Here is a 25,769-nt window from a genome sequence, read left to right on the forward strand (position 1 = left end):
GAGAGCGACTTCGGGGTCCGTGGCAACGCGGCGCTGGCCACGGCGAAGCGCAAGGCCCCCGGCTTTGCACTGAAGGGCGAGGCCGGTCAGGCGCATGACCTGATCCTTGAGCTGAAGTCCATGGCGGACGTGGGGCTGGTGGGCTTCCCATCGGCCGGTAAGTCCTCGTTGATTTCCGTCCTGTCGGCAGCGAAGCCGAAGATCGCTGACTACCCATTCACTACTCTGCAGCCGAACCTTGGCGTGGTGGACGTAGGCAATGACACGTTCACTATTGCGGATGTGCCTGGCCTGATCCCGGGCGCGAGCCAGGGCAAGGGTCTTGGCCTGGACTTTTTGCGCCACATTGAGCGCACCGCGGTGCTCGTCCACGTGGTGGATTGCGCCACGATGGAGCCGGGCCGTGACCCGCAGTCGGATATTGAGGCCTTGGAGGCAGAGCTGGATTCCTACGCGGAGCAGCTTGAAGCGGATGAGACTGGGCTGGGGGATCTGCGGGAGCGCCCCCGGATCATTGTGCTGAACAAGGTGGATATTCCGGAGGCGAAGGAGCTGGCGGAGTTCCTCGAAGCAGATTTGGCGGAGCGTTTTGGTTGGCCGATTTTCATGATTTCTACGGCGACGCGCGCGGGGTTGGATGAGTTGAAGTGGGCGTTGTGGGATGTGGTTCAGGCTGCCCGCAAGGCGCATCCGAAGGTCAAGGAGAAGGTGGAGCGCCAGGTCATTCGGCCGAAGGCGGTGGATCGTGGGGATGATGTTCGGGTGATCCCGGATCCGGAACTGCCTGGCGCATGGATGGTCGTGGGGGAGAAGGCGGAGCGTTGGATCCGCCAGACGGACTTTGAAAATGATGAGGCAGTGGGGTATCTCTCTGATCGCCTGAATAAGGCGGGCGTGGAGGATCAGCTGCGTAAGCTCGGTGCGCACGAGGGGGACACGGTGACAATCGGGGAGATCTCCTTCGATTGGGAGCCGTCGATTGGCGGTGATCCCACGATGGCTGGACGTGGACAGGACGCGCGCCTGGGTGGCACGGATCGTATGTCCGCGGCGGAGCGTAAGCGTGCGTCGCAAGCTCGTAGGGGGCTTATCGACGAATACGATTTCGGCGACGACCTCCTGAACCGCAGCGAGGCCGACCGCGAACGTTGGCAGGGATAAGGCATGGATCTCCGGGAACAGATTGCTGGCGCGAAGCGCATCGTGGTGAAGCTGGGTACGAGTTCGTTGGTGGATGAGTCCTCGGCGGTGTCGCAGGACAAGATCGACCGGATCGTGGACGCGCTGGAGGCGCGGATGGGGCGCGGGAGTGACGTGATCGTGGTGTCCTCCGGTGCTATCGCGGCGGGCATGGCGCCGCTGGGCTTGAAGTCACGGCCGAAAGACTTAGCGACGAAGCAGGCCGCAGCCGCTGTCGGTCAGATTCACCTGGCACAGTCGTGGGGGCAGTCGTTCGCCCGGTATGAGCGCGCAATTGGGCAGGTGTTGTTGACTCAGTCTGATGCCGGCGTACGGGAGCGTGCCCGGAATGCGCAGCGCACCATTGATCGGCTGCGGCAGATGGGGTCGGTGCCGATTGTCAATGAGAATGACACGGTGGCCACCACGGAGATGAGGTTTGGGGATAACGATAGGTTGTCGGCGATCGTCGCCACGCTTGTTTCGGCGGATGCCCTGATCTTGCTGTCGGATGTTGATGGCCTGTATGACCGGAACCCAGCTGACCCGGCGGCGCGCTTCGTGGATGAGATCCGTAGTGGCAAGGACTTGGAGGGGGTCGCTGCGGGCGATGGTGGCCGCTTTGGCACCGGTGGCATGGCGTCAAAGGTGTCGGCGGCGCGTTTGGCTACGCGTGGCGGGGTCCCGGTGTTGTTGACGTCGGCGGAGAAGATCGAGGAAGCGCTGGGGACCGCGCAGGTGGGCACGGTCTTTCACACGCGACCGGAGTCGAAGCTGTCGGCATGGAAGTTCTGGGCGCTCTACGCGGCGGATGCAGAAGGCACGTTGCACTTGGACGAGGGGGCGGTGCAGGCCGTGACGCGTGGTGGTACCTCGCTTTTGGCTGTGGGCATCACGGATACGGAAGGCGACTTCCATGCCGGGGACATCGTAGAAATCTTGGGGCCGAATGGGCAGGCGATTGGCCGCGGAGAAACTGCCTACGGCTCGGCGGAATTGGCGGGCATGCTTGGCAAACATACGGATGAGTTGCCGGCGCATCAGCGCCGCTCGGTGGTGCACGCGGACTACTTATCCAATTACGCATCTAGGCTCTAGGGCATGAAGTTTGCTATTTTGCCTAAACCCTGGACCCAGACCGTCACCGAGTTGGAGGCGGAAGGCCACGAACACGTAAGCCTTGAGGGGAATCCGGATGTGCTCATCTATCACGGTGGCGCTGCGGATTTTCCAGAGGAGATTCCGGAGTCAGTGCAGTTTGCTCAGTTCGCCTGGGCGGGAATCGATGCGCTGGATGAGGCTGGGATTCTCAAGCGTTCGGGTTTGCGCTGGGCGAATGCTGCGGGGCTTTACGACGACAATGTGGCCGAATCCACCCTCGCCCTCATCCTGGGTGCACTGCACCAGTACCGGCGCGTGACGCGGGATGGGTCGACGACGCGGGAAATTGCGCATGAGACCCAGTACCTGGTTGAGGATAAGACGGTGGCGATTGTGGGGGCAGGGGGCATCGGGAAGAAACTCCTGTCCTTCTTGGTGCCGTTTGGGGTGCACACGATCGCTGTGAACCGTTCCGGCCGCCCGGTGGAGGGCGCTGATGAGACGGTCCGGATGGCGGAGATTGAGTCCAAGAACGTGTGGGGCCGCGCGGACGTGGTGGTGTTGTTGGCACCATTGACGGAATCCACCCGCGGCATGGTTAATGCGGACGTGCTGGCGCAGATGAAGCAGACCGCAGTGCTGGTCAATGTTGCCCGCGGGCCACTCGTGGTCACGGACGACCTTGTGGAGGCACTCAACAACGGCACGATCGCGGGCACCGCGTTGGATGTCACCGACCCGGAGCCACTGCCGGCGGACCACCCGCTGTGGGATTGTGACCGCTGTTTGATGACACCGCATACGGCCAGCACCCCACGCTTTGGTAAGCAGCGCATCGCCGGTCTGACGCTGCGTAACTGGGAGGCTCTACAGCGCGGGGAGAAGATGCCCACCGAAGTTGATGTGGAGCAGGGGTATTAGGCGCTAGGATCGGTCTGCATGACTGACGTAACACGTGCCGCTAACCGTGAAGAAGAACGCGCCGAGGTTCTGTCCAAGGCGCGCGCAGCCAAGGATGTGGCTCCGGTCGTGGGCACGCTGCCAACGTCGGCGAAGAATGAGGTGCTGCTCGCTGCCGCCACGGAGCTGGTCGCCCGCACGGAGGAGATCATCGCGGCGAACCGGCGGGATATTGAGGCTGGGCGTGAGGCGGGGCTCACGGACTCCCTCATTGACCGGTTGGCGCTCGACGCTGGTCGCGTGGAGGGGATTGCTGGGGGGTTGCGTCAGGTGGCGTCGCTCGAGGACCCAGTGGGGGAGGTGCTGCGTGGTTCGGTGATGCCGAATGGCATCAAGATGAAGCAGGTCCGCGTCCCTTTAGGTGTGATGGGCATGGTTTATGAGGCGCGCCCGAATGTCACGGTGGATGCGTTCGGCCTCGCATTGAAATCCGGCAACGTGGCTCTGCTGCGCGGCTCGAAGTCGGCGCGGCATTCGAATGCCCAGCTCGTGGAGATCCTCCAGGATGTTGCCGCCGCGCATGGTCTGCCGCGTGAGGTTGTCCAGCTCTTGCCGTGTGAGACGCATGACTCCGTGCAGGATCTCATCACCGCGCGCGGTCTCGTCGACGTGGTCATTCCTCGCGGCTCTGCACGGCTTATCGACGTGGTGGTGACCGGTGCCACTGTCCCCGCTATCGAAACCGGCACGGGCAATTGTCACTTCTACATCGACCGGGATGCGGAGCTGGATTCTGCGATTGAGATGCTTCTCAATGGCAAGACCCGCCGGTGCTCCGTGTGCAATGCGACGGAGACGGCACTCATTGATGCCGGACTGGATGTGGCGGATCAGTTGCGTGTGGTGGAGGCGTTGCAGGGGGCGGGGGTGAGGGTGCACGGGGACGTCGATAAGCTTGCTGCGATTGGCGCGCAAAATGTGGAGCCCGCAACCGAAGCTGACTGGTCCGATGAATACCTGTCCATGGATATTGCCGTGGACATCGTGGACGGTGTGGACGGGGCAATCGCGCACATCGCGCGCTACACGTCCGGGCACACGGAGGCGATTGCCTCGCTGAATGCTTATACGTTGCAGGAATTTGCGGACCAGGTAGATGCGGCTGCGGTGATGCTCAATGCGTCGACGGCGTTTACAGATGGGGAGCAATACGGAATGGGCGCGGAGATCGGTATCTCCACGCAGAAACTGCATGCACGTGGACCGATGGCGCTGCCGGAATTGACTAGTACGAAGTGGATTCTTGAAGGGAACGGGCAGACCCGTCCTTGATGTTGTGTGATCGATCACTCAATGTTTCAAATGGAGTAGCGACTGAGTATGATGGGCAGTAATTAGAATTAGTTGAGATGTCCACGACCTGTTGGGGTTGTGGGATGGCTGCACCACCAGCTTGAACATGAAGGATAAAGGTCATGCGCCCTGCAAAGATCGTTACTGTTGCAGCAGTAGCGTTCGCCACCACCCTCAGTCTTTTACCCGTCGAGCCTGTAGCTCCTGTAGCTGATGCACAGACTGAGGCGGAGGTAACCAAAGAAGATGGGTGGAAAGCCGTCGAGCGCCCGCCTGCGTACATGAAGGATGGCTCTTATTACCTCCTCATTAACGGCGTTTATGTGCGAGTAGACCAGGCTCCAGGGCAGCCGTTTCCCCCTGTTGATCGTGGGGATGAAGACGACAACGCTAAACCTGATCCGGGCTCCGGTGATGATGGCTCCTCATCAGGCAACGTTGGCAAAGTCATGGCATGGTTAGCGCCCCTGCTGATCATCGGTGGAGTTGTGGCCACCATTGCTGCTGTCATCCGCCACCAGTTCCCCACCGGCCGATTAATGGTGTACTTCCAGCCGAGTGATCACGTGGGGCACACATTCGGCTAACTAGGGTTGAGCTCATGTCTGATCAGCCTGTTGCATCCACCCATGGCCCCCGTCGCATTGGCATCATGGGTGGAACTTTTGATCCCATTCACAATGGGCACCTGGTTGCCGCGAGTGAAGTAGCGGATATCTTCCAGCTCGATGAAGTGGTTTTTGTGCCCACTGGCCAACCATGGCAGAAGGCAGGCAAGAAAGTCTCCGATGCGGAAGACCGCTATTTGATGACGGTGATTGCTACCGCCTCCAATCCCCGCTTCAACGTCTCTCGTGTTGACATTGACCGCCCTGGTGCCACCTACACGGTGGACACGTTGCGGGACATGCGCCAGAAGTACCCGAAGGACGATCTGTTCTTCATTACTGGTGCAGATGCACTGGCCTCCATCATGTCCTGGCATGACTGGGAAGCCATGTTCGATCTAGCAGAGTTCGTTGGCGTGACCCGGCCCGGGTATGAACTCGCTGAAGACATGCTGCCCGTGGAGCATCAGGAACGCACCCATTTGATTGAGATCCCGGCGATGGCGATCTCCTCCACCAACTGCCGTGAGCGCGCTGCCGCCGGCCGCCCGGTGTGGTATCTCGTGCCGGATGGAGTTGTCCAGTACATCGCTAAAAACAAGATGTACCGCCAATAAGTGGCATATTCCCTGTGTTTCATGGGAGTATAGGACGGTTGAGTCTCTTAGGCCCTATGAATTGAAAAGTATTGAAGAAAAGGATTGCGCCAGCTTGACTGCTTCGGACACCGCTCGCGACCTCGCCGTTATCGCCGCTAAAGCCGCCGATGAAAAACTCGGCGCCAACATTGCTGTGATTGACGTTTCTGACGTCTTGGCTATCACGGATATCTTCGTGGTTGTCTCCGCCGACAACGAGCGCCAAGTTGCCTCCATCGTTGAGGAGGTTGAGGACCAGTTGACCAAGGCTGGTGCTGAGCCAAAGCGCCGTGAAGGCAACCGTGAATTCCGCTGGGTCCTGCTGGACTACGGCCTGTTCGTCGTGCACATTCAGCGTGAAGCCGAGCGTGAATTCTACGGTTTGGACCGCCTGTACGCTGATTGTCCACGCATTGAGGTGGAGGGCGTGGAGCCGTATGTGCTTCCCGGCGATTTCTCCACGAGTGCGGATGGCGCCAACGTGCGCACCTTGGACAATATTGAGGACCTGCCTCTGGCGGGTGAGAGCCCCAGCAATAACGACGAATAGCCACGACTAGCCACGGATGACCACAATGACGCGACGACTGATCATGCTGCGCCACGGCCAGACTACGTACAACGCTGGCCGTCGTATGCAAGGGCAGCTTGATACGGAGCTGTCGGAGACCGGAGTCGCGCAGGCACGCGCTGCAGCACAATGGGCGAAAGACTATGGGATCATCCGTATCATCTCCTCCGATTTGGGGCGTGCGAGCCACACCGCGGAGATCATTGCTACTGAACTGGGGTTGGATGTGGAGCTGGAGCCACGGCTACGTGAAACCCATTTGGGTACGTGGCAGGGAATGACTCACCATGAGGTGGACGCTGAGTTCCCGGGGGCGCGCGCAGCGTGGCGCCACAGTCCGGCGTGGGCACCACCGGGTGGGGAATCGCGTTTGGATGTGGCGAAGAGGGCGCGGCCTGTCGTGGACAAGCTCATGCAGGATTTCGACGACTGGGATGACAACGCCGTGCTTTTTGTCGCGCATGGTGGCACGATTTCGGCACTGACCTCAAACTTGCTTGAATTGGATGAGGCACAATACCCGCTGCTAAAAGGTCTGCACAATACAAATACTTCACAGCTTTTGGCGCGGCCAGCGTTCGATGGCACACCAGGTAAAACCCAGTGGTACCTGGAGGCCTGGAACCAGGGGCTGGGTACGCCATGACCATACGTATTATCACTGACAGCTCCGCGGGAATCCCACCGCATATTGCGGAAGAGCTGGAGATCACTGTTCTTGACCTTCATGTCACGCGAGAGGAATCAGAGGATGCGGACAGTAAGAAGGGTGAGACCCAAGGAACTTCGGGTTTAAGCGCGCTCGAACTTGCCGCGGCCTACGCCCGGCAATTGGAGCGCTGCCATGATGAGGGAATTGTTGTGCTTCACTTGTCCAAGCGGTTGTCTTCAACATGGTCGGCTGCGGTGAGTGCTTCAGCAGTTTTCGACGACACCGTGCGGGTCATAGACACCTCCGCCGTCGGCATGTCCCTTGGCTTTGCTGCCATCGTCGCAGCTTCGTTTGCACGTTCGGGCGCGGATCTCGGTGGTTGCGTGAACGCGGCGAAAGGCGCGCTTGCTCTGTCGGAGACGTGGCTGTACCTCTCCCAGCTCGATGACATCCGTAAATCGGGCCGTATTTCCGCCACAACAGCGGTCCTGTCGGCAGCACTGCTGGCCACAAAGCCGATTCTGCGCGTGCACGACGGCAAACTGGAGCTGGCCATCAAGACGCGTACGCAGAAGAAAGCCTTCAGCAAGCTCGTCGAGCATGTTGTTAAGCGCTCTGATGGGATGCCCGGCTACGCCGCCGTGCAGTACGCGGGCGACAGGGAAGGCGCTGACGTACTCAAAGGCATGCTGGAGGAAGCGTTGCCGGAAGGGTCCACCGTGGGCGTGTACCCCCTGGATGAAGTACTCACGGTCCACACGGGTGAAGGCGCACTTGGCCTGTCCGTGTTCTTTGCCACCCCAACGGTGGATTAGCTTCGTTTGTCCACTTCAGTGGGCATATTTTCCTGTTTCTGTGGATAAAACCGTGTTTAGATGACGTGTCACTACGGTTATCCACATCCCTGGCCGTGAGTCCTTTTCGCCGATGCCAATGCCGATTAGCGTGGCGGGCATGGCACCACCAAGCGCAGTTGACCGGCTCAAAGAGCTCACTCGTCCAACAGGCGAAGAGGATCTCATGCGGGTCACCTACCCAACACCACGCCTGAACATCGCTCCGCGAACGGCGGCAGCCGCGGTCGGGTGCGTGGCTGCGGTGTGTCTCGCAGCTGTTGGCTGGTCCAGCCTGCGCAGCCCTGATTCAACTACCGACGCACCAGAGCCGCTGTGGAGCACCGCCGCCGAAGCCAACGAACTTTCGGATCAAGTTGTCGTTGCGGTGGTGGGGGCCGTCGAGCAGCCGGGTCTGGTCACGCTTGATCAGGGCTCCCGTGTTGCCGATGCTCTGGATAAAGCCCAACCATTGCCTAATGCGGACCTGATTAGCGTGAATCTGGCCCAACTCCTGGTTGATGGGCAACAGATCCATGTTCTCGCCCAGGGGGAAGCGCCCGCCCCAGGTGTGGCGCAGCAGCCGGGGCCACAAGGGCCGTCGGACGGGGCGGGGATTTCACTCAACTCGGCCACGGCAGCGGAACTCACCGAGCTGCCTGGGGTGGGGGAGGCAACCGCAGCCGCGATTGTGGCGCACCGGGAATCCAATGGGCCGTTCACGGCGTTGGAGCAGCTCATGGATGTGAAAGGAATTGGCCCAGCCAAGTTCGAGGCTGTGAAGGATCTGGTGACACTCTGATGCGTGAGCTCCGTCTCGTTCCCGCAGCGTTGTGCGCATGGGGTGCAGCAATTGCTGTGATCGTGGCGGGGCCGTGGGCGGCACTCATTGTGGTCAGTGTTGTCATACTCGCACTTTTTGTGTGGCGTGAGCCCGGTCAAGCGATCTTGGCAGGTGGGATCGGAGCGTGCTCGCTGGCGCTGTCGTGGTGGCGCGTGGCAGTTGCGCAGGCATTCAACCCATATGCAGGCATCACGGGAAAAATCAGTGGGATGCCCAAGGAGATGGACTCTGGAAGCTGGCTGGTGCGCGTGCGGGTAGAGGGGTATCCCTCATCGGTGCCCGTTTTCGCCGGGTCGCTGCCGGAGGGTGCTGTGCCAGGCGCCATGGTGGCGGCAACGGGGCAGGTGACAGATTCCACGCGGCCAGGGATCGGTGCCTTTGTGCTCAACGGTGAAGTGTCGCTGCTGAGTCCGCCCGAAGGGTTCGCTGCTTTTGCTGCTGGTGTGAGGGAACGGTTTGCCACCGCGGTAGTGGAGCATGTTGGGCCACACGCCCAAGGCATCATTCCGGGGATGGTGCTGGGGGATGTGTCCTTCCAATCGCCGGAGGAACAGCAGGCGTACGTTGATACGGGTCTGAGTCACTTGAGTGCGGTCAGTGGTGCGAATTGCATGTATGTGGCCACAGCAGCACTCGTCGTGGCGCGCCTTGCACGTGGTGGGTTGCGGGTGCAATTAGCGGCAGCCGGGGTGGCTCTGCTGGTCTACGCCGGGCTCATCGGCCCGGAACCAAGTGTTTTAAGAGCAACCGTGTCCGGGCTAGTTGGGTTGGTAGCAGTGATTAGCTCCAGCCGCGTGGAGCCAATCCATGCTTTGAGCCTGGCCATCATCGGGCTCATCTTGGTGGATTCAGATCTGGCGGTGAATTACGCCTTTGCGCTATCGGTGGCCGCCACCGGCAGCATCGTGGCGTTGTCGCCTCTGATCTATCAGGCACTAGGGCGCACGGGATGGCCGGATATTTTCGTGCGCGTGCTCTCAGTAGCCATTGCGGCGGACATGGCCACTGTACCTCTCATCGCTGCGATGGCGGGACGAGTACCGGTGGCATCCGTTTTGGCTAATGTGGCGGTGAGTCCAGTGACGGGGATCGTTACGGTGCTGGGCATGGCCGCCGCGATCTTGGCGCAGATCAGTCATGTCCTGGCGGCGCCATTGTTGTGGGTGATCGCACCCTTGGCTGGGTGGGTGCGTACGGTGGCGGAGGTGGTGTCACGTAACCCGCATGCCACGGTGCAGGTGGGGCCTGCGCTCGTCGTGGTGTGTTATGGCTGGATCCTCGCTGCTTTCATCGTTGCACGCGGGAGAATGCGGCGAATAGAATGAGCCGCATGTCCAGCCACAGTCCCGTGCATTTTGTGGTTGGCGAGGATGAATTTCTCGCCGAACGCGCAACGCAGGCCATCATTGACCAAGCAAGCCCCGCGGCTGAGGTCACCGTTTTGCGCGCCGGGGATGTGACGGAAGGGGAATTGCTGCAAGTCACGAGCCCGTCGTTGTTCGCGCAGGAGCGCGTGGTGGTGATCAAGGACACTGAACTTGCCGGTAAGGAGCCTACGGAGCTGCTACTGCAGGCAGCGGTTGATCCCGCGCCGGGGATGACGTTGGTGATCGTGCACAGTGGTAAGGGCCGGAATAAGTCATATGTGGCGAAGTTCCGCAAGGCCGCGGAGGTACATGAGGTGGGCACGCTCAATCAGCGTGAGCGCCAGACGTGGGTGCAAAATGAGTTCCGGCGCCGCGGGGTGCGCCCCACGCCAGACGTTGTTGGGGCATTGTTGGAGTCCGTCGGTTCGGATCTGCGCGAGTTGGCATCCGCAATTGAGCAGCTTATCGACGACACTTCTGGCGACCTCACCGTCGCCGATGTCCGCGCCTACTACACCGGTGTGGCGGAAGTCTCGGGCTTTGATATCGCTGACCAGGCGGTGACAGGCCGAATTGATCGTGCTTTGGCTAGTACGCGCCGGGCATTGCAGCTAGGAATTAGCCCGGTGGCGATTACGGCGGCGCTGGCCAACAAGATCGGTGATATTGCGAAGCTCTACCAAACTCGCGGTAACCCGGACCAGATTGCGCGTGAGATTGGCATGCACCCCTTCGTAGCCAAGAAGACGATGCAGATCGCCCGCAACTGGTCGGGCGATGCCGTGAGCCGCGCGGTCATCATCGTTGCCCGGCTTGATGCGGAGGTCAAAGGGCAAGGCGGTGATCCGGAGTTCGCCGTGGAGGACGCGGTCCGGCGGATTGCCACCCTTGCCCGGTAGCCGCGCGGGCGCCTTATGTCTCATGCGTGATAGGGTGCCTCTCCGTGAACGACCACAACATTCCGGATGATGTCCGGGACTTTGCCACGCGCCTTTTCACCATGGCCCGCGAAGGCGACATGACGTTGCTTGAATACATCGACCACGGTGTGGATGTGGACCTAACCAACCAGGACGGTAACAGTTTTCTGATGCTCGCGGCGTACGCCGGCCAGGAGGAGTTGGTGAGGGGATTGGTGGGGCGTGGGGCGGACGTCGATAAGCAAAATGCGCGCGGACAGTCCCCTTTGGCCGGGGTGGTGTTCAAGAAAGAGGACGCCATCGTGGACATTCTTTTGGCAGCGGGGGCCGACCCGCATGCGGGGACTCCTGATGCGATTGCAACGGCGCAGATGTTCAACCGAGCGGACCTCGTGGAAAAGATGCAGCAGTGAACCCCGCCGACCTTGCGGCGATCATCGCCGTGAATGTGGTAGGTGCCGCATCCCCCGGGCCGGACGTGGTGCTGCTCACGCGGATGGCCACGCGCTCACGCAAACACGCTATGGCCGCGAACCTTGGCATCCACGTTGGGGTGCTCATGTGGACATCCCTCACCGTCTTCGGGGCGGCGGCACTACTTACTGCTTTCCCATGGATGCTGGAACTGATTCAGGTGATTGGCGGCAGCTGGATCATGTACATGGGCATTTCCGCAGTGCGACAAGGGTGGCGTGACCGCCTCAATCCACCCTTGGACCTTGAGGAGGCAGTGCAACGCCTTGGCTCAGTCCGCTCCGCCTTCACAACAGGTGTAGCCACGAACCTATCCAACCCGAAGATCGTGCTCTTCCTCGCCGCGCTCGTTGCACCGCTGCTGCCGACGTCCCCAACAGTGGGGGTCGCGCTCACGGTGATCGCTGCGCTGTGGCTGTCCTCGTTCCTGCTGTTTATCGCGTACTGTCTGCTCGTGTCGACCGACCGGGTGCGCCGCAAACTGTTCCATGCGGGCCCCTACATCGACATGGGTGCCGGCACGTTCTTCATCATCGCCGGCACCGTGCTGATTCTTCGCGGCTTGCTGGGTTTGGCTGGTTAGCCCAGGAAGAACGTAACTACCCAGTTGGTCGCGCTGGGGTTGGTGAACCAGGTGTGGCCGCCGCCGGCAATTTTCACGATTTCGGTCTGGGTCTGGCAGTGGTTCGGGGCGAACACGGTGGCATTGCCTTGCTGGTGTGAGCTCACCGCGCTCATGGTGCAGCCGTTACGCACGCCTTGGTCATGGAAAACAGAGCGCACTGGCTTGTAGGGGGCGCCGTGGCGTACACCGCCGTCATAGTGCACAACATCGTCATTATCGGCGTGCATGAGCAGGGTACGCACCGACCCATTGGCGCAGCCGGACACCGTGGGATTGTAGTAGGCGCCGGCGACGCTCGCCACGGCAGCAACCAGGTCAGGGGCGTGGCAGGCAAGAGCAGCAGCCATCCCGCCACCATTGGACAGCCCCGCGGCGTACACACGATCCCGGTCAATGTTGTGGCTTGCGCCGAGATCATCGATGATGGCGCGGACGTAAGCAATGTCCGACTGCAGTGGCGCTGCCGCATAGGGGGCGCCACCCCACGCATTGTTGATGCCCTGGGCATACACGATGATGGCTCGGCTCTGCGCTGCCTGCTCAAGGCGCTCATAAGACTGCGTTAGCGTGGCATCATGCTGCCAGCCACCAAAACCGATGATCACCGGGTAGGTGCGCGCCGGGTCATAGTCATCTGGCAATACGAGTGTGTACTCACGGTTCATGCCGGCGGCCTGTACGTGGCGTTTGCCACCGTTTTGTGCAGGACCATCGGGTGGAAGCTGCTGCAGCAAAGCGGAGGACAATTCAAGGAGTTCGCGCCCGCTCAGGGAGGACAGGGAGGAGGAGTCCTTGTTCTGTGCCTGTGCTGGAGATTGCGACACGGAAACGCTGACGGTGAGCGCAGCGGCAGTGAGAGCGGCTACGGCACCGCGGCGAAATTTTTGCATGCGCGAGATCTTAAACCTACGAGAGAACTTTTGTCACTCTAGCTAAAAGGGGGGTGCCCCTGCCCCGCACAACAACAAAACCCTGCCCCGCGGCGACGCGGAACAGGGTGGATGCGGAACAGGGTGGATAACGGCAGAGCTTTAGAAGTCTTACTTGCCCAGCTTGTTGAAGGCCTTGGCCATGTTGGACTTCTTGTTAGCCGCGTTGTTGCGGTGGAAGACACCCTTGCTCACGGCCTTGTCCAGCTTGCGGGAAGCAACGCGCAGCTGTGCCTCAGCTGCAGTGGCGTCGCCAGCCTCGATCGCTGCGTTGAACTTACGGATCTCGGTGCGCACTGCGGAGCGGATGCTCTTGTTGCGCATGCGACGCTTCTCGTTGGTGATAACGCGCTTCTGCTGCTGCTTGATATTTGCCATGATGTACCTCTTGACGTATTTGAAGTTCGAAAAATTACCGTATCCGCCCGTTTATGCGCCACAACTTGTTGAGAGGCCACAAACCCAAGGTCCTGTCTGTGGCGTGTGACGCACCAGCGTGTATACCGGAGCGAATAACGGGTAAACCCTAGCAGGTGATACACATACGGGACAAAACGCTAGGCCCAGTCGAAGTGCCTGCGTAGGTGATCCGCAATCCGGTCGAAGCGCCGTGGCGGGAAGAGTGCACCGCGTCGGCGGAGGTCAGTTTCGGGGATGGACAGTGTTTTATCCAGGCGCACCCAGCAAGGTTCGCCGGTGGTTTTCCATTCACCACTGCCGATGGGCAGCCATGCGTCATCATCGGCGTGGTCGTCGTTAGAGGAGATGAGCAGCCCGAGCACGTCCTGGCGGTCGCGGCCGACGACCAGCATGGAGCGTTCCCGCAGGGGGGTGGCGGGAACGTAGAACCACACCACTTCGCCGGGTTCGGCCTGCCCATCCATATCGGGCGCGTAGAAAATGCTGCGCGGAATGTCAGCGGTGGGGAATACCTTGGTGCGTGCTGGGCGACGGTGGTGCTGGGTGGGGGAGTTTCCCAGGCGCTCATTGAGCAGCTTCAGGCCTTCATCCAGCGGGGTGTGTTTCCGCCGGAGTTTGCCCTTTCCCGCCCATTTGGGGCGCCGCCACATAGTCATGGTTTATAGCCTAGAACTTTCGCCGAATGTGCGACAGTTATCGGAGCAACTAAGTGGGGTTGGGATTGGTTGGGGGTAACCGAAGTGGCGCTGGAGTGGGGGCGTCGTTAAGCATTTGCCTGCTTATAACAAGGCCACGGTAGAGTGAGGCGCGATGGCCAAGAACACCAATTTTGCATTGCAGACCTTCACGGATCCGGCGCGGATCCGGAGCTTCTGCATCATTGCGCACATTGATCACGGTAAGTCGACGTTGGCGGACCGCATTTTGCAGTTGTCCAATGTTGTTGATGAGCGTGAGATGCGCGACCAGTACCTCGACAGCATGGACATTGAGCGTGAGCGCGGCATCACCATTAAGGCGCAGAACGTGCGTCTGCCGTGGGTGCCTAAGACCGGCGCGCATGCGGGTGAAGAGATGGTCCTGCAGATGATTGATACACCGGGCCACGTGGACTTCTCCTATGAGGTATCACGTTCGCTCGATGCGTGTGAGGGCGCAATTTTGCTTGTCGACGCCGCACAGGGCATCGAAGCCCAAACCCTGGCCAACCTGTACATGGCTATGGAGAATGACCTGGAGATCATCCCGGTTTTGAACAAGATTGACTTGCCGGCAGCTGATCCGGATAAGTATGCCGAGGAGATTGCCCACATCATTGGCTGTGAGGTTGATGATGTCCTGCGCGTATCCGGCAAGACGGGTCAGGGTGTGCCGGAGCTGCTGGACCGCGTGGTGGAGCTCATCCCGTCGCCGACCGCCCCGGGTGCTGCCGATGGTGGCGTTGGTGCGGATCTGCCGGCGCGTGCGCTGGTCTTCGACTCTGTCTATGACACCTACCGTGGCGTGGTCACCTACATCCGCATGATGGACGGCAAGCTTGAGTCCGGCCAAAAGGTGCAGATGATGAACACGGGTGTGACACACGAGATCCTGGAGATCGGCATTGTCTCCCCGACGATGCAGAAGACCAAGGGTCTCGGCCCGGGTGAGGTGGGCTACCTCATCACCGGTGTGAAGGATGTCCGTGAGACGCGTGTGGGCGATACGGTCACGTGGGCGCAAAAAGGCGCGGAGGAGCCTCTCGCGGGCTTCGAAGAAGTCAAGCCGATGGTGTACTCGGGCCTGTTCCCTGTGTCCCAGGAGGACTTCCCGGCATTGCGTGAGAGCTTGGAAAAGCTCCAGCTTAACGATGCCTCCTTGACCTGGGAGCCCGAAACCTCCGTCGCCCTAGGCTTCGGTTTCCGCTGTGGCTTCCTGGGGCTGCTGCACATGGAGATCACCCGTGACCGCCTGGAGCGCGAATTCGACCTGGACTTGATCTCCACCGCGCCGAGCGTGACCTACCGCGTGATCGCGGAGGATGGCACGGAGTCGATGGTGCACAACCCGTCTGATTGGCCAAGCGGCAAGATCCCTGAGGTGTATGAGCCGACGGTGAACATGACCATCATTGTCCCGCAGGAATTCGTGGGCACGACGATGGAGCTGTGCCAGTCCAAGCGCGGCCAGATGAAGAACATGGAGTACCTCTCCGAGGACCGCGTGGAACTGCGCTACATCATGCCGCTCGGTGAAATCATCTTTGATTTCTTTGACATGCTGAAGTCCCGCACCAAGGGCTATGCCTCCCTCAACTATGAGGAAGCCGGTGAGCAGGAAGCGGACCTGGTCAAGGTGGACATCCTCCTCCAGGGTGAGCCGGTGGATGCGTTCTCTGCAATCGTGCACCGTGACTCGGCGCAGTGGTACGGCAACAAGATGACTAAGAAGCTCAAGGAGCTCATCCCACGCCAACAGTTCGAGGTGCCTGTTCAGGCGGCGATCGGCTCGAAGATCATCGCGCGTGAGAACATCCGCGCCCTGCGCAAGGACGTGTTGTCCAAGTGCTACGGCGGCGATGTCTCCCGTAAGCGCAAGCTGCTGGAGAAGCAGAAGGCCGGTAAGAAACGCATGAAGTCCATCGGTTCGGTCACCGTGCCGCAGGAAGCATTCGTCGCGGCCTTGTCCACGGACGAAGATTAGGTCGGCAGTAGGTGGGCAGAGTGCGGGGTAGAAGCTGCCCCGCCTCGGGGGCCAAGCGTATGACGTTATGCTCGTGGGCATGGTGTCTACGATCATTCCGCCCGGAGTTCGCGTTACTGAACATGTTCTGGACGTGCCGTGGGACCGCGAAAAAGCTGAACTAGGCACGTTTGAACTCTTTGCGCGCGAACTTTCATCACCTGAAGGTGATGAAAGGAGTGGAAAGGGTGGGAAGAAGCCGCCGTTGCTGTTCCTCCAGGGCGGCCCCGGTAACCCAGCACCGCGCGTGATGCAGGGGTGGATCCCGGAAGCATTGAAGCACTACACGGTGTACCTGTTGGATGAGCGTGGGACGGGACGGTCTGGGAAGGTTGATCGGACAACGCCGGACCTCATCCGCACGGACATTATTTCTAAGCTGCGGTGCCCAGATGTGGTGGCGGATGCGGAGGCATTGCGCGAACACTTGGGGTTTGAACAGTGGAACGTGCTGGGTAATTCCTTCGGAGCGCTGTGCACCGCCAGCTACCTGTCGTACTACCCGGAGGCGATTGGGCAGGCGTATCTCACGGGTGCTGTGCCCCAGATCGGTTGGACCCCGGTGGAGTACAACACGACCAGCCTGGACTTGTTAGAAAAGCGCGTGCAGGAGTTCTACGCTGCGGTACCGTACGCGGAGCGCACCGTGCGGGAGATCTGCCACCACCTGGACAACGCGGAGGAGATTCTGCCCACAGGGGAGCGGCTGAGTTCGCAGCGCTTCCGTTTCATCGGTGTGGCGTTGGGGGAGGAGCTTGGCTTCCACCACCTGGCTGTGCTGTTGGAGTCACCTTTCATCCGTCGTGGCGGTGAGAAGCATTTGCGCGGAGACTTCCTGGCTTTGATCAGCCAGTACGTTGGCTTGCAGAGCAACCCGCTGTGGGCGGTACTCCATGAAACGCTCTTCGGTGCGCCGGGACGGAGCACGAACTGGGCAGCACACCAGGCGGTGGAAGGCCGCGCCGGGTTCGCCCTCGATGCGGACCCAACGGATGAGAGCGAGCCGTTTTACCTACTGGGCAACCACTTCTTCCGGCACCACTTTGAGGAAGACCCGGCGCTGCGCCCCTTCCGCGATGTGGTGCATGAGATGCACGAGAAAACGGACTGGTCGCGCGTGTTCAATGAGGAACAGTTGCGCTCCAACACAGTCCCGGCTGTTGTTGCCCTTTACGAGCGTGACATGTTTATTCACTATGACCGCGCCGTGAACGTGGCGAAGCAGATCGGCGGAATGAAGGTATGGTCCCACCCAACTTGGGACCATGACGCGATTTATCTCCACGGGCAGGAGCTTTTCCAGGGCGTTTTTGATACGGCCCATAGCGTGCGGTAACTCGGGGGCCTATGATCATGCATATGGATGCGTTCCCTCATGAGCAGATCCAGCTAAGCACGGCTGAGCTCGAAGTGTTCCAAGGTCTCACGGAGATTTTTGAGGTGCGTCAGGAGCATGTGTTAAACCCCGCGTTGATGCTGTACATCACGCGTTAAACCCCCACCATTTTTGTTACGGCAGCTCCGGCAGGGCATCCGTCGGCCATGGGTAAGAAGGCTGGGCGCCCGGGCGGGTGACGGCGAAGGCGCCGACGCGGGAGGCGTACCGGGCGGCGTCGATAAGCAATTCCCCTTCGCGCAGCTTGTGGCACAGCGCGCCAGTGAACGCATCGCCCGCGCCGACCGTATCAACGGGTTCCACAGAAGCTGCGGGGATGTGGGTGGAGCCGTGCTCATCGGCGATGGTAGCGCCGTCCGCGCCGTACGTGATCACCACGGAAGGCACACCCGCACGGACGAGATCAGTGGAGGTGACCTGATCATTCAGGCCGAGTTGCCGAGCAACGAGGACCGCTTCATGCTCATTGAGCACCAGCGGATCCGCCGCGAACAGGACCGCGGGGTCCACAGGAATCACCGGCGCAAGGTTGACCACCACCCGCACGCCGGCGGCCTGAGCGATCTCCACTGCGCGCTCGCAGCCCGCCGCGGGAATCTCGCCCTGCAACAACAGGATCTCTGCGCGCCCAATAAGATCCGCATGCTTGTCGACGATCTCACGCCCCACCCGCGCATTCGCCCCCGAAATGACCAGCACAGTGTTCTCCCCGTCCGCGGCCACGGTGATGACGGCCAGCCCGGTGACATCATCGAGGGTTTCTACAGCGGTGAGATCCACCCCGGCATCGGTAAGAAGCGCGGTCGCTGGAACCGCATTTGTATCACGGCCAACAGCGCCGACGAAGGCGACGGGGGAACCCAGACGGGCTGCCGCGACGGCCTGGTTAGCGCCTTTCCCGCCGGCGGTGATGCCGCCACCATTGCCCAAAAGTGTCTCCCCGGGTTGCGGGTGACGTGGGACATTAACGGTGAGGTCAGCGTTGATGGATCCAACAACCACGATCATGTGATTCATCGTAGTGGCGTTGGGCAACTCACAGGGTGGGGATGGCCCGCAGCAGCGAGCGAGTGTACTCATGCTGCGGGTTTTCCCATACCTGCTCCGTGGGGCCCGTTTCCACTAGGCGCCCCTCGTGCAAGACAGCGATGGTGGGGCAGACCTGTCGCACAACGGAGAGGTCGTGGGAAACGAAGATTAAGGTGAGGTCGTCGTTGACCACCAGGTCGTCGATAAGCTCAAGCACCTGTGCGCGGACCGAGACGTCGAGTGCGGAGACCGGTTCATCCGCGATGAGAATCTCCGGGCGTGGTGCGGCGGCGCGCGCGATGGAGATGCGTTGACGCTGGCCACCGGAGAATTCATGTGGGTAGCGCGCGCCCACTCCGTCTAGGCCTACCTGGGCGAGTGCCTCATCCGCGCGGGTGCGTGACACGCCTGCTTCCCGGATGGAATCGGCCACGCGACGGCGCGGGTTGAGCGAGGAGTAGGGGTCCTGGAACACCATTTGAATCCCGCCGTCTACCGTGACGGTGCCAGAATCAGGTTCGTTGAGGCCGGCGATGAGGCGCAACATGGACGTCTTGCCAGAACCGGAACCACCAACGATGCCGATGCGTTCACCGCGCTGGATGGTCAGGGATACATCATCGAGCGCCAGCGTATCGCCGCGGCGCCAGGTGAGATTCTCAAGACGAATGATGGGCTCCCCAACCGGGCGAACGGCGGCGGGTGCGCCGGGCCGTGAGGCGGCCACGAGTTGCGCGGTGTAGTCCGTGGCTGGTGCGTCCAAGTTCGCGTCCGGGTCCACGATCTCGCCTTTGCGCAACACGAGGATGCGGTCTGTCATCTGCCGGATCACACCTAGATCATGGGTGATGAACAGCAGCGCCATGCCGCGCTCACGCACCAGCCGATCCAGCAGCTCCAGAATCTGACGCTGCACCGTCACGTCGAGGGCGGTGGTGGGCTCATCACAAATGAGCAGGTCCGGGTCACCCGCAATGGCGAGCGCGATGAGCACACGCTGCCGCTGACCGCCGGACAACTCGTGTGGGTAGGCGCCCGTGCGCGTGATCCCCACCTCATGGAGCAACTCGCGGGCACGTGCCAAACCGCATGCTTCAGCCACTTGCTTCTCGACGCTCATCAGCGGATCCAGCGCCGTCATCGGCTCCTGAAAAATCATGGCCACTGTGTTGCCCCGCAGTGCGCGTGAGGTTTTTTGGCCTTTGACCAGGACTGTGCCCTGCACATCCAGTGATGGGTGGAGCAGCCCCATGATGGTCATTGCTGTCATGGACTTCCCGGAGCCGGATTCACCGATGAGTCCCACGCGCTCGCCGGGGGCGATGGCAAAGCTGATGTTGTTCAAAATGCCGGGGATGGTCAGGTTGTCCACGGTGACGAGGTTGCTCATCGTGCCCTCCTTGGGTTGAGCGCATCACGCAGCGCATCGCCCAGCAGATTGAAGCCGAGGACCGCAGCGGCGATAGCCAAGCCTGGCCATAGCGCCAGGTGTGGGGCGGTGGCCAGATATGCCTGGGAGGATTGCAACATCCGGCCCCAGGAGGCGTACGGCGCCGGTGTTCCCAATCCCAGGAAGGACAGGCCCGCTTCCGCCAAGATGGCCAAAGCCAGCGCCACGGAGACCTGCACGGTGAGGGTGGCAGTGATGTTGGGCAGCACATGCCGCCACGCGATGACAGGCCCTGGCACTTGGGATACGCGCGCGGACAAAATGTAGTCCTGGGACATCACCTGCATGGCACCCACCCGGGCCACGCGGGCAAAACCGGGGATTCCGGCGATGCCAATGGCCAGAACCACGATCCACATGGAGGCACCAAACACTGCCGTGAACACGATGGCGAGCAACAACGCCGGAAACGCCAGCAGAAGGTCATTGCTACGCATGATCACCTGATCCACCCAGCCACGCGACATACCAGCCCAGATTCCCAGAGGCACACCAATGAGAGCGGAGAGTGCCACGGACGCCACAGCGACAAGCAAGGAGATACGCGCACCATCCATAATCCGGCTGAGCATGTCCCGCCCATACTGGTCAGTGCCCAACCAATGCTGGGCGCTGATACTTTCCAAACGGTGCTCCGGGATCGCATGTACCGGGTCATAGGGGGTCCACACGAACGCGAGCACAGCCATGACGGCAACAAGTCCTACGAGTAGCGCGCCAACACCAAATTGCGCCTGCAGCCGAGCCTTTTTCATGCTTGCCTCCTCAAACGCGGATCAATGATGCGGTACAGCACATCCACCAGCAGGGTCACCGCCAAGGTGAACACCACCAGCAACATCATGAGAGTTTGCACAGTGGTCAGGTCACGCGTAGCCACGGCATCCAGCAACATCGAGCCAATCCCGGGGATAGCAAACACTCGCTCAATAACCACCGCGCCCACGATGAGGGAGGTCAACTGCAAACCAGTGACGGTGAGAACCGGCAAGGCGGCATTACGCAACGCATGGCGGTACATCACCTTGCGGGTAGACAATCCCACCGCGCGGGCAGTGCGCACATAGTCCTTACCCATTTCTTCCAAAAGTGCGGAGCGTACGTACCTGGTCAAAATCGCTGCCTGGACCAAAGTGAGTGCCACCACCGGCAGAATCAAGTGCGCAACAAACCCACCAAAATCCGCATTCGGCGGCACCCACCCATTGGCCGGCAGCCAGCCCAGCCACACAGAAAACACCGCGACGGCCAAGATGCCCACGAGGAAGCTCGGCACCGCGATACCCACCTGAGTCAGTGCAGACACCACCGCAGCATCAGCCTTACGGTTCCGCCGCGCCAAATACGTGCCCACTGGAACGGCGATGAGCAGGGACAGAACCATGGCGCTGACCGTCAAGATGAGGGAGACCTGCACGCGGTCCCACACCAATGGCGTGATGTCCTGCTTACTGGCCAAGGACACACCAAAATCACCGGTGAGAAGACCACGTATCCAGTCGAGGTACTGCACAACCAAGGGGCGGTCAGTGCCCAGCTGTTGAGCCAACTTGGCCACATCTTCATCCGACGCAGTAACACCCAGCGCAATGCGCGCCGGGTCACCGGGGACAACACGCAGAAGCACGAAGATGAGGATGCTGGCAGCAGCGAGCATCACCACAAAGCGGAGGAGGGATCGTGCAATATTCATCATGGTCACGGTGTGCCTTCTTTCCTCACATGGGAAAGCACAAGTCCGTCGGTGATCACATTCGGGTCAACACCGCTTACCCCTGGTGCGGTGACAACGATATTGGGCATATTCACCAGTGTGAGCGCACCAGCATCCGCCATGATGGTGTCCACGGCCGCGCGCATGTGGGTTACCTGATCTTCCGGCGTCCCTTCGTCGGCAAGCGCGAAGCTTTTTCGGACACTCGCCGAGTCATAACCTAGGTAGTACTCCGGATTCCCAAACAGCGTCTGCATATCTCGCGGTTCCACATGTGCGATGAGGGAAGCCTGGTAATCACCCTGCTTGAGTACCTGGCTGAGCCACACGGCCGGGAACTCCACCGTTTCCAGTTTCACCTTGAAACCAACGTCCTTGAGTTGGGAGTAGATCAGTTCCGCCGCGTCTTGGGCGTAGGGCAACGACGGGATGGTCAGGGTGACTTCAGGTTCGCGGCCAGCCAGAAGCTCACGGGCAGTGTCCGGGTCGAAGGGGTAGTAATCTTTGTCCTCAGCCCACGGATCCGTTGGCGGGACGGGCGCACCACCGGTGTCAGAAGCCAGGCCGGACCAGACAACGTCATCTAATGCGCCGCGGTCAATGGCGTAGGCAACGGCTTGGCGCACCGTCGGGTCGTCGAAGGGCGCGCGCTTATTGTTTAAGCTGAGCAGGACTTCACCGTTGGTGGTGCCCACCTGTACGTCGAAAGCCTCCGGCACGGTGCGCAGCAGTTCCGGTGCTGGCAGTGCCCACACCATGTCCACATCCCCAACGCGCAGGGCGTTGACACTCGACACTGCGTCGGCGAAATAACGGATTGCCGCATCTTGGGCAGCGGGTGTGCCCCAATAGTCCTCACGGGCATCAAAGGAAATAGATTCCCCGACGGCAAAATGCTTCACCGTGAACGGACCCGTGCCCACCGGATTCGTGGCCAGGGTGTCTATCCCACCCGGCGTCATCATCGCGCCAGTCAACGTGCCCATGGACCACAGCCAGCTATTCGACGGCGCCTTCAACCGCACCTTCAACGTCAACGGGTCCAGGACTTCCACGTGCTCAACCGGGGACATCTGCTTAGCCAAGCCGTTCGTCCAGGACTCCAACACGTACCGAATGGAAAACGCCGCCGTATCAGCAGTGAAAGCATCCCCGTTGGAAAAGGTCACGCCGTCTTTCAGGTGGAACGTATACTCCAGCCGGTCATCACTCACATCCCAGCTCTTAGCCAGGAAAGGCTCGGGCTGCCCAGCGTCGCTGATACGCACGAGCGTTTCATACACATTGCCCATGAGCGCCTGCGGAATGGCAGCGCCGGAGGTGGTGGTGAAATCCAGTGAGGCTGGCGCAGCAGTTGTAGCAACGATCACACTGCCCGGTGCGATCCGGCCGATATTCGTGGATGTGCTACCAGCGGAACAGCTGGCCAAAAGCCCTGCGCTTAAAATTGCGCCGATACGCACGCCAACTGTCGTGCCGTGTTGCTTCATGAGCATTCAGGCTAGCCGGTGTGGTGGGGGCGAACCAATTAATATGCTTAATTCTTTGGATTTTTCAGCCCAAGTTTTACGGGCACCGACCCTCCACGCACGTTGGACTGATCAATGGTGATTACGTCACCGCGTACGTAATACTCAGCGAATTCAACAGGTTCACCCTGATATGTCGAGGCCCGTAGTGTGAGGTGGATCAGCGGCGCGCCTTCGGCGATACCCAGCAACTCGGCTTGCTCAGAGTCAGCTTGGGTGATGAGCGCAGTGCGCACGATGTTATCCACATGCGCCCCCATCTCTCGCAGCTGCTTGTGCACGGACGGGCTGTGTGGCGTCAACGTCATCAACGGTTCACCCCACTTGGTGGGGAATACGAGCTTTTCCACCATCACTGGAAGATCATCCGCGGTGCGAACGCGCATAATCTCAACAACCGGATCGTCCTGCTTAAGCTCCAAAGCATCCGCGACGGTTTCAGAGGCCAGTTCACGTGCGATGCGGATGATCTTCGCTCCAGCTTTGTGGCCCTCTTCCTCAAAGAAAGCGGTGGCGGACAAAAGTGCGTCGAAGCTGTTGGATATTTGCGTGGACAGCACCATCGACCGGCGTCCGCGGCCAGAGGACACCAAACCTTCAGCACGCAGGGTGGCCACTGCTTGGCGGACGGGGCCGCGCGAGGAGCCGAATTTTTCACACAGCTCCGCTTCAGAAGGAAGCTGATCACCAGGAGCGAGATCGCCGGAATGAATTAGATTCTGCAGGTATTCCGCGATTTCAACATGCTGCTGGCGGGACCGTGACGTTGAAATGTCTCGTACTCCTCAAACCTCGTAGTGTGTTTAGTTCCCGTGCGAGATTAACACGAACTTAAACATTAAGTCTGGGAGTACGGTCACAGTGAGGAACTTGCTATGTGTTAGCCAGGATTTCCATAGATCTCATTGCCTCTTTGTGGGTAGGGGCTTGCAAAGAGATCATCAATTCATCTGCCTGGGCCAGTTCCTTGAACTCCTCAAGGTAGGCGACGACCTCTGGCCCTTCGCCTTGTGCTGTGTAGCGCAACATGCTGATAATCTGCCGGCCCTGCGGGGCCGCAAGGATAGTGTCCAGTTGCTCATCATTAATTTTCCGGCCTTGTTGCCCCAGGAAGGCACGCACGCGTTGGCGGTGAACCAATTCAGTTTGGCGTTGTGCATCTTCCGCCGAATCAGATGCGGTGACGTTCACAGCTGCGATGACGTATGGCTCCTCGCAGTACTGGGAGGGCTGAAAGTTTGCGCGGTAATACGCGGTGGCTTCTTCTAAATGTGTGGGCGCGAAGTGAGAGGCGAAAGAGTAAGGCAAACCCAGTTGTGCAGCCAGCGATGCGCCGAACATGGAGGAACCCAAGATATAGATAGGCACATTCGTCCCCGCACCCGGAACAGCTTTCACACCCGGGATGATCGGATCGCCCGCTAGATACGCCTGGAGCTCCAGAACATCATTGGGGAAATTCTCTGCTGAACGCGGGTCACGCCGCAAAGCGCGCCCTAGCGTTTGCTGGTCTGTGCCCGGAGCGCGTCCAACACCGAGATCGATACGCCCCGGATACAGCTCCGCCAAAGTGCCAAACTGCTCCGCGATGACATAGGGCGCGTGGTTGGGCAACATCACGCCGCCGGCACCCAGCTTGATCTTCTCCGTCTTCGCACCAATGTGGGCAATGAGGACGGCGGGGGAGGAAGACGCAATGGTGGACATGTTGTGGTGCTCGGAGTACCAGATCCGGTCAAAGCCGAGCCTTTCCGCGTTCTGGGCTAGCTCCACGGAGCGTTCCATGGACTGTCCGGGAGTTTCGCCTTTGCGGACAAGGCAGAAGTCCAACAATGACAACGGTGTGCGTGACATGAATGTGGAAGCCATATTCCTTACAACGTTTTTGCGCCATGGTCATTCCGGGTTAAATGCCAGATGGGGATGTGGCCTCGGTGATGTGCGGTAGCTGTTCTGAGGTGATGCCGAGTTGAGCCGTGTGGGGCGTGGCTGCGGTGTCGTTGCCCGAAGCAATATCGGAATCAGCCCCTTGAAGCCTTAACCGCCGAGAATTAAACCAGTCCAACTTTCGGGGGCTAGTTCATCGGCGACCTGGAGTTTTGCAAAGTGTTCACCGTCATCGTCAAACCAACTCTTTTTGGGCATGGCGAAAGACCAGCTGTTGCTGGCTTTCGACATGGGGAGTGTCGTTTATCTGCCGTAGAGGAGTGTCATGGCTCCGTAGGGGTGGGTGGTGTTGGGGGTGAGGTGTCCCCGGGGTGATCGCCACATGGGGACACCCCGGATGTTTTCCACCCGGCCCCGGTGGGCATGTGCGGGGTCATCGTCATTGGTGCGGTTGTGATAGCGACACAGCATGGCCAGGTTATTCATGTTGGTTAATCCACCTCTCGACCATGCTTTGATGTGGTGGACCTGACAGTTATCAGCCGCATGCCGGCACCCCGGTACCGGGCAGATCGGCAGTGTTGCCCGTGCTAAGTCGCGCTGTTTCCGGTTCGCGAAGCGTTGAGTGT

General features: G+C 60.3%; 28 protein-coding genes. 17 read left to right on the plus strand and 11 right to left on the minus strand.

Annotation, left to right across the window (positions count from 1 at the left end):
- The 14 genes from obgE to F4V54_RS06390 form a co-directional block, all read left to right on the plus strand.
- A partial coding sequence (gene obgE, locus F4V54_RS06325) for a GTPase ObgE (RefSeq protein ID WP_150386612.1) occupies nucleotides 1-1,161 on the plus strand: 1,161 nt, incomplete at its 5' end.
- A gap of 3 nt (nucleotides 1,162-1,164) precedes the next feature.
- A complete protein-coding gene (proB, locus tag F4V54_RS06330; RefSeq protein ID WP_150386613.1) occupies nucleotides 1,165-2,277 on the plus strand; it encodes a glutamate 5-kinase in 1,113 nt (370 codons plus the stop codon).
- Between the two features lie 3 nt (nucleotides 2,278-2,280).
- Entirely contained in the window at nucleotides 2,281-3,201 is a 921-nt protein-coding gene (locus F4V54_RS06335) for a D-isomer specific 2-hydroxyacid dehydrogenase family protein (RefSeq protein WP_150386614.1), read from the plus strand.
- Nucleotides 3,202-3,219: 18 nt separating this feature from the next.
- Nucleotides 3,220-4,512 (plus strand): glutamate-5-semialdehyde dehydrogenase, encoded by a 1,293-nt coding sequence (locus F4V54_RS06340; RefSeq protein WP_150386615.1) that lies wholly within the window; start codon nucleotides 3,220-3,222, stop codon nucleotides 4,510-4,512.
- Nucleotides 4,513-4,655: 143 nt separating this feature from the next.
- Nucleotides 4,656-5,120, plus strand: coding sequence for a hypothetical protein (locus F4V54_RS06345; protein ID WP_034664336.1), 465 nt, complete (start codon nucleotides 4,656-4,658; stop codon nucleotides 5,118-5,120).
- 14 nt (nucleotides 5,121-5,134) lie between these two features.
- Nucleotides 5,135-5,758 carry a nicotinate-nucleotide adenylyltransferase gene (gene nadD / locus F4V54_RS06350; RefSeq protein ID WP_034664335.1) on the plus strand — a complete coding sequence of 208 codons (624 nt, stop codon included), beginning with the start codon at nucleotides 5,135-5,137 and terminating at the stop codon, nucleotides 5,756-5,758.
- Between the two features lie 94 nt (nucleotides 5,759-5,852).
- On the plus strand, nucleotides 5,853-6,329 hold the full coding sequence (rsfS, locus tag F4V54_RS06355; protein WP_034664333.1) for a ribosome silencing factor: 477 nt from the start codon (nucleotides 5,853-5,855) through the stop codon (nucleotides 6,327-6,329).
- Between the two features lie 25 nt (nucleotides 6,330-6,354).
- On the plus strand, nucleotides 6,355-6,996 hold the full coding sequence (locus F4V54_RS06360; RefSeq protein ID WP_034664332.1) for a histidine phosphatase family protein: 642 nt from the start codon (nucleotides 6,355-6,357) through the stop codon (nucleotides 6,994-6,996).
- A complete protein-coding gene (locus F4V54_RS06365; RefSeq protein ID WP_150386616.1) occupies nucleotides 6,993-7,817 on the plus strand; it encodes a DegV family protein in 825 nt (274 codons plus the stop codon). The genes F4V54_RS06360 and F4V54_RS06365 overlap by 4 nt, the downstream gene beginning before the upstream one ends.
- A gap of 139 nt (nucleotides 7,818-7,956) precedes the next feature.
- Nucleotides 7,957-8,637 (plus strand): ComEA family DNA-binding protein, encoded by a 681-nt coding sequence (locus tag F4V54_RS06370; protein ID WP_034664329.1) that lies wholly within the window; start codon nucleotides 7,957-7,959, stop codon nucleotides 8,635-8,637.
- On the plus strand, nucleotides 8,637-10,004 hold the full coding sequence (locus F4V54_RS06375) for a ComEC/Rec2 family competence protein (RefSeq protein ID WP_150386617.1): 1,368 nt from the start codon (nucleotides 8,637-8,639) through the stop codon (nucleotides 10,002-10,004). The genes F4V54_RS06370 and F4V54_RS06375 overlap by 1 nt, the downstream gene beginning before the upstream one ends.
- A gap of 5 nt (nucleotides 10,005-10,009) precedes the next feature.
- Complete coding sequence (gene holA / locus F4V54_RS06380; RefSeq protein WP_376997607.1) at nucleotides 10,010-10,945, plus strand: DNA polymerase III subunit delta; 936 nt, start codon at nucleotides 10,010-10,012, stop codon at nucleotides 10,943-10,945.
- 101 nt (nucleotides 10,946-11,046) lie between these two features.
- Nucleotides 11,047-11,379: an ankyrin repeat domain-containing protein gene (locus F4V54_RS06385; protein WP_146014923.1), complete on the plus strand. Its 333-nt coding sequence runs from the start codon at nucleotides 11,047-11,049 to the stop codon at nucleotides 11,377-11,379.
- Complete coding sequence (locus F4V54_RS06390) at nucleotides 11,376-12,023, plus strand: LysE family translocator (RefSeq protein ID WP_150386619.1); 648 nt, start codon at nucleotides 11,376-11,378, stop codon at nucleotides 12,021-12,023. Before F4V54_RS06385 ends, F4V54_RS06390 begins: the two co-directional genes overlap by 4 nt.
- Here the strand turns inward: F4V54_RS06390 and F4V54_RS06395 are convergent.
- The 3 genes from F4V54_RS06395 to F4V54_RS06405 form a co-directional block, all read right to left on the minus strand.
- On the minus strand, nucleotides 12,020-12,955 hold the full coding sequence (locus F4V54_RS06395; protein WP_150386620.1) for a CE1 family esterase: 936 nt from the start codon (nucleotides 12,953-12,955) through the stop codon (nucleotides 12,020-12,022). The two genes, F4V54_RS06390 and F4V54_RS06395, sit on opposite strands and share 4 nt — an antisense overlap.
- 150 nt (nucleotides 12,956-13,105) lie before the next feature.
- A complete protein-coding gene (gene rpsT, locus F4V54_RS06400; protein WP_034664322.1) occupies nucleotides 13,106-13,372 on the minus strand; it encodes a 30S ribosomal protein S20 in 267 nt (88 codons plus the stop codon).
- A gap of 179 nt (nucleotides 13,373-13,551) precedes the next feature.
- Nucleotides 13,552-14,070, minus strand: a complete 519-nt coding sequence (locus F4V54_RS06405; protein WP_084576607.1) for a type II toxin-antitoxin system PemK/MazF family toxin — start codon at nucleotides 14,068-14,070, stop codon at nucleotides 13,552-13,554.
- 154 nt (nucleotides 14,071-14,224) lie between these two features.
- On the opposite strand from F4V54_RS06405, the gene lepA reads away from it, so the two are divergent.
- From lepA to F4V54_RS11850, 3 genes are all read left to right on the plus strand, one after another.
- Nucleotides 14,225-16,096 (plus strand): translation elongation factor 4, encoded by a 1,872-nt coding sequence (gene lepA / locus F4V54_RS06410; RefSeq protein ID WP_150386621.1) that lies wholly within the window; start codon nucleotides 14,225-14,227, stop codon nucleotides 16,094-16,096.
- A gap of 79 nt (nucleotides 16,097-16,175) precedes the next feature.
- Nucleotides 16,176-17,471 carry an alpha/beta fold hydrolase gene (locus F4V54_RS06415; protein ID WP_170253117.1) on the plus strand — a complete coding sequence of 432 codons (1,296 nt, stop codon included), beginning with the start codon at nucleotides 16,176-16,178 and terminating at the stop codon, nucleotides 17,469-17,471.
- 23 nt (nucleotides 17,472-17,494) lie between these two features.
- A complete protein-coding gene (locus tag F4V54_RS11850; protein WP_257997204.1) occupies nucleotides 17,495-17,629 on the plus strand; it encodes a hypothetical protein in 135 nt (44 codons plus the stop codon).
- Nucleotides 17,630-17,645: 16 nt separating this feature from the next.
- Here F4V54_RS11850 and F4V54_RS06420 read toward each other — a convergent pair whose 3' ends face one another.
- From F4V54_RS06420 to F4V54_RS06455, 8 genes are all read right to left on the minus strand, one after another.
- A complete protein-coding gene (locus F4V54_RS06420; RefSeq protein ID WP_150386623.1) occupies nucleotides 17,646-18,548 on the minus strand; it encodes a ribokinase in 903 nt (300 codons plus the stop codon).
- A 19-nt stretch (nucleotides 18,549-18,567) separates the two neighbouring features.
- Complete coding sequence (locus tag F4V54_RS06425) at nucleotides 18,568-19,950, minus strand: ATP-binding cassette domain-containing protein (protein ID WP_150386624.1); 1,383 nt, start codon at nucleotides 19,948-19,950, stop codon at nucleotides 18,568-18,570.
- Nucleotides 19,947-20,765 (minus strand): ABC transporter permease, encoded by an 819-nt coding sequence (locus F4V54_RS06430; RefSeq protein ID WP_150386625.1) that lies wholly within the window; start codon nucleotides 20,763-20,765, stop codon nucleotides 19,947-19,949. The genes F4V54_RS06425 and F4V54_RS06430 overlap by 4 nt, the downstream gene beginning before the upstream one ends.
- Nucleotides 20,762-21,703: an ABC transporter permease gene (locus F4V54_RS06435; RefSeq protein WP_150386626.1), complete on the minus strand. Its 942-nt coding sequence runs from the start codon at nucleotides 21,701-21,703 to the stop codon at nucleotides 20,762-20,764. The genes F4V54_RS06430 and F4V54_RS06435 overlap by 4 nt, the downstream gene beginning before the upstream one ends.
- Nucleotides 21,704-21,708: 5 nt before the next feature.
- Nucleotides 21,709-23,214 (minus strand): ABC transporter substrate-binding protein, encoded by a 1,506-nt coding sequence (locus F4V54_RS06440; protein ID WP_376997613.1) that lies wholly within the window; start codon nucleotides 23,212-23,214, stop codon nucleotides 21,709-21,711.
- A 47-nt stretch (nucleotides 23,215-23,261) separates the two neighbouring features.
- Nucleotides 23,262-24,026 carry a GntR family transcriptional regulator gene (locus F4V54_RS06445; protein WP_346265115.1) on the minus strand — a complete coding sequence of 255 codons (765 nt, stop codon included), beginning with the start codon at nucleotides 24,024-24,026 and terminating at the stop codon, nucleotides 23,262-23,264.
- 100 nt (nucleotides 24,027-24,126) lie between these two features.
- Nucleotides 24,127-25,107, minus strand: a complete 981-nt coding sequence (locus F4V54_RS06450) for an LLM class flavin-dependent oxidoreductase (protein WP_150386630.1) — start codon at nucleotides 25,105-25,107, stop codon at nucleotides 24,127-24,129.
- A gap of 336 nt (nucleotides 25,108-25,443) precedes the next feature.
- Nucleotides 25,444-25,769, minus strand: a 326-nt coding sequence (locus F4V54_RS06455; RefSeq protein WP_150386629.1) for an HNH endonuclease signature motif containing protein, incomplete at its 5' end; no start/stop codon positions are given.

Origin of the sequence: Corynebacterium tuscaniense (genome assembly GCF_008693065.1) — a bacterium.
GTDB classification, from domain to species: domain Bacteria; phylum Actinomycetota; class Actinomycetes; order Mycobacteriales; family Mycobacteriaceae; genus Corynebacterium; species Corynebacterium tuscaniense.

Excerpts from the sequence above, each read along its gene's own strand:
- proB (WP_150386613.1), top strand. The coding sequence starts at position 1,165 with ATGGATCTCCGGGAACAGATTGCTGGCGCGAAGCGCATCGTGGTGAAG.
- F4V54_RS06335 (WP_150386614.1), top strand. The coding sequence starts at position 2,281 with ATGAAGTTTGCTATTTTGCCTAAACCCTGGACCCAGACCGTCACCGAG.
- F4V54_RS06340 (WP_150386615.1), top strand. The coding sequence starts at position 3,220 with ATGACTGACGTAACACGTGCCGCTAACCGTGAAGAAGAACGCGCCGAG.
- F4V54_RS06345 (WP_034664336.1), top strand. The coding sequence starts at position 4,656 with ATGCGCCCTGCAAAGATCGTTACTGTTGCAGCAGTAGCGTTCGCCACC.
- nadD (WP_034664335.1), top strand. The coding sequence starts at position 5,135 with ATGTCTGATCAGCCTGTTGCATCCACCCATGGCCCCCGTCGCATTGGC.
- F4V54_RS06360 (WP_034664332.1), top strand. The coding sequence starts at position 6,355 with ATGACGCGACGACTGATCATGCTGCGCCACGGCCAGACTACGTACAAC.
- F4V54_RS06365 (WP_150386616.1), top strand. The coding sequence starts at position 6,993 with ATGACCATACGTATTATCACTGACAGCTCCGCGGGAATCCCACCGCAT.
- F4V54_RS06370 (WP_034664329.1), top strand. The coding sequence starts at position 7,957 with ATGGCACCACCAAGCGCAGTTGACCGGCTCAAAGAGCTCACTCGTCCA.
- F4V54_RS06375 (WP_150386617.1), top strand. The coding sequence starts at position 8,637 with ATGCGTGAGCTCCGTCTCGTTCCCGCAGCGTTGTGCGCATGGGGTGCA.
- holA (WP_376997607.1), top strand. The coding sequence starts at position 10,010 with ATGTCCAGCCACAGTCCCGTGCATTTTGTGGTTGGCGAGGATGAATTT.
- F4V54_RS06385 (WP_146014923.1), top strand. The coding sequence starts at position 11,047 with ATGGCCCGCGAAGGCGACATGACGTTGCTTGAATACATCGACCACGGT.
- F4V54_RS06395 (WP_150386620.1), bottom strand. The coding sequence starts at position 12,955 with ATGCAAAAATTTCGCCGCGGTGCCGTAGCCGCTCTCACTGCCGCTGCG.
- rpsT (WP_034664322.1), bottom strand. The coding sequence starts at position 13,372 with ATGGCAAATATCAAGCAGCAGCAGAAGCGCGTTATCACCAACGAGAAG.
- F4V54_RS06405 (WP_084576607.1), bottom strand. The coding sequence starts at position 14,070 with ATGACTATGTGGCGGCGCCCCAAATGGGCGGGAAAGGGCAAACTCCGG.
- lepA (WP_150386621.1), top strand. The coding sequence starts at position 14,225 with ATGGCCAAGAACACCAATTTTGCATTGCAGACCTTCACGGATCCGGCG.
- F4V54_RS06415 (WP_170253117.1), top strand. The coding sequence starts at position 16,176 with ATGGTGTCTACGATCATTCCGCCCGGAGTTCGCGTTACTGAACATGTT.
- F4V54_RS11850 (WP_257997204.1), top strand. The coding sequence starts at position 17,495 with ATGGATGCGTTCCCTCATGAGCAGATCCAGCTAAGCACGGCTGAGCTC.
- F4V54_RS06420 (WP_150386623.1), bottom strand. The coding sequence starts at position 18,548 with ATGAATCACATGATCGTGGTTGTTGGATCCATCAACGCTGACCTCACC.
- F4V54_RS06425 (WP_150386624.1), bottom strand. The coding sequence starts at position 19,950 with ATGAGCAACCTCGTCACCGTGGACAACCTGACCATCCCCGGCATTTTG.
- F4V54_RS06430 (WP_150386625.1), bottom strand. The coding sequence starts at position 20,765 with ATGAAAAAGGCTCGGCTGCAGGCGCAATTTGGTGTTGGCGCGCTACTC.
- F4V54_RS06435 (WP_150386626.1), bottom strand. The coding sequence starts at position 21,703 with ATGAATATTGCACGATCCCTCCTCCGCTTTGTGGTGATGCTCGCTGCT.
- F4V54_RS06440 (WP_376997613.1), bottom strand. The coding sequence starts at position 23,214 with ATGAAGCAACACGGCACGACAGTTGGCGTGCGTATCGGCGCAATTTTA.
- F4V54_RS06450 (WP_150386630.1), bottom strand. The coding sequence starts at position 25,107 with ATGTCACGCACACCGTTGTCATTGTTGGACTTCTGCCTTGTCCGCAAA.